This is a genomic window from Streptomyces sp. GbtcB7, assembly GCF_019091445.1.
In the GTDB taxonomy this organism is placed as follows: domain Bacteria; phylum Actinomycetota; class Actinomycetes; order Streptomycetales; family Streptomycetaceae; genus Streptomyces; species Streptomyces mirabilis.
This window is the reverse complement of sequence record NZ_JAGXJM010000171.1, coordinates 1-370: the sequence shown is the minus strand read 5'-3', so window position 1 is coordinate 370 and position 370 is coordinate 1. Positions and strand designations below refer to the sequence as shown.

Here is a 370-nt window from a genome sequence, read left to right as displayed (position 1 = left end):
CCCGCGTCCTGGCCGCCGATGCCGTACAGAAGGTCGGAAACGGCCATCCCGGTACGGCCATGAGTCTGGCGCCTGCCACGTACACCCTCTTTCAGAAGGTGATGCGGCACGACCCGGCGGATCCCGACTGGACCGGACGTGACCGCTTCGTGCTGTCCGCGGGCCACTCGTCCTTGACCCTCTACACGCAGCTCTACCTGGCCGGGTTCGGCCTGGAGCTGAACGATCTGGAGTCCTTCCGGACGTGGGGCTCCCGCACCCCGGGCCACCCGGAGTACGGACACACCCCGGGCGTGGAGACCACGACCGGCCCGCTCGGGCAGGGTGTCGCCAACGCGGTGGGCATGGCGATGGCCGCCCGCTACGAGCG

At 70.0% G+C, this 370-nt stretch carries 1 pseudogene; it reads left to right on the top strand.

The window, feature by feature from the left end:
* Nucleotides 1–370 (top strand): annotated as a pseudogene (locus tag KVT44_RS55710) (transketolase); the annotation flags it as partial.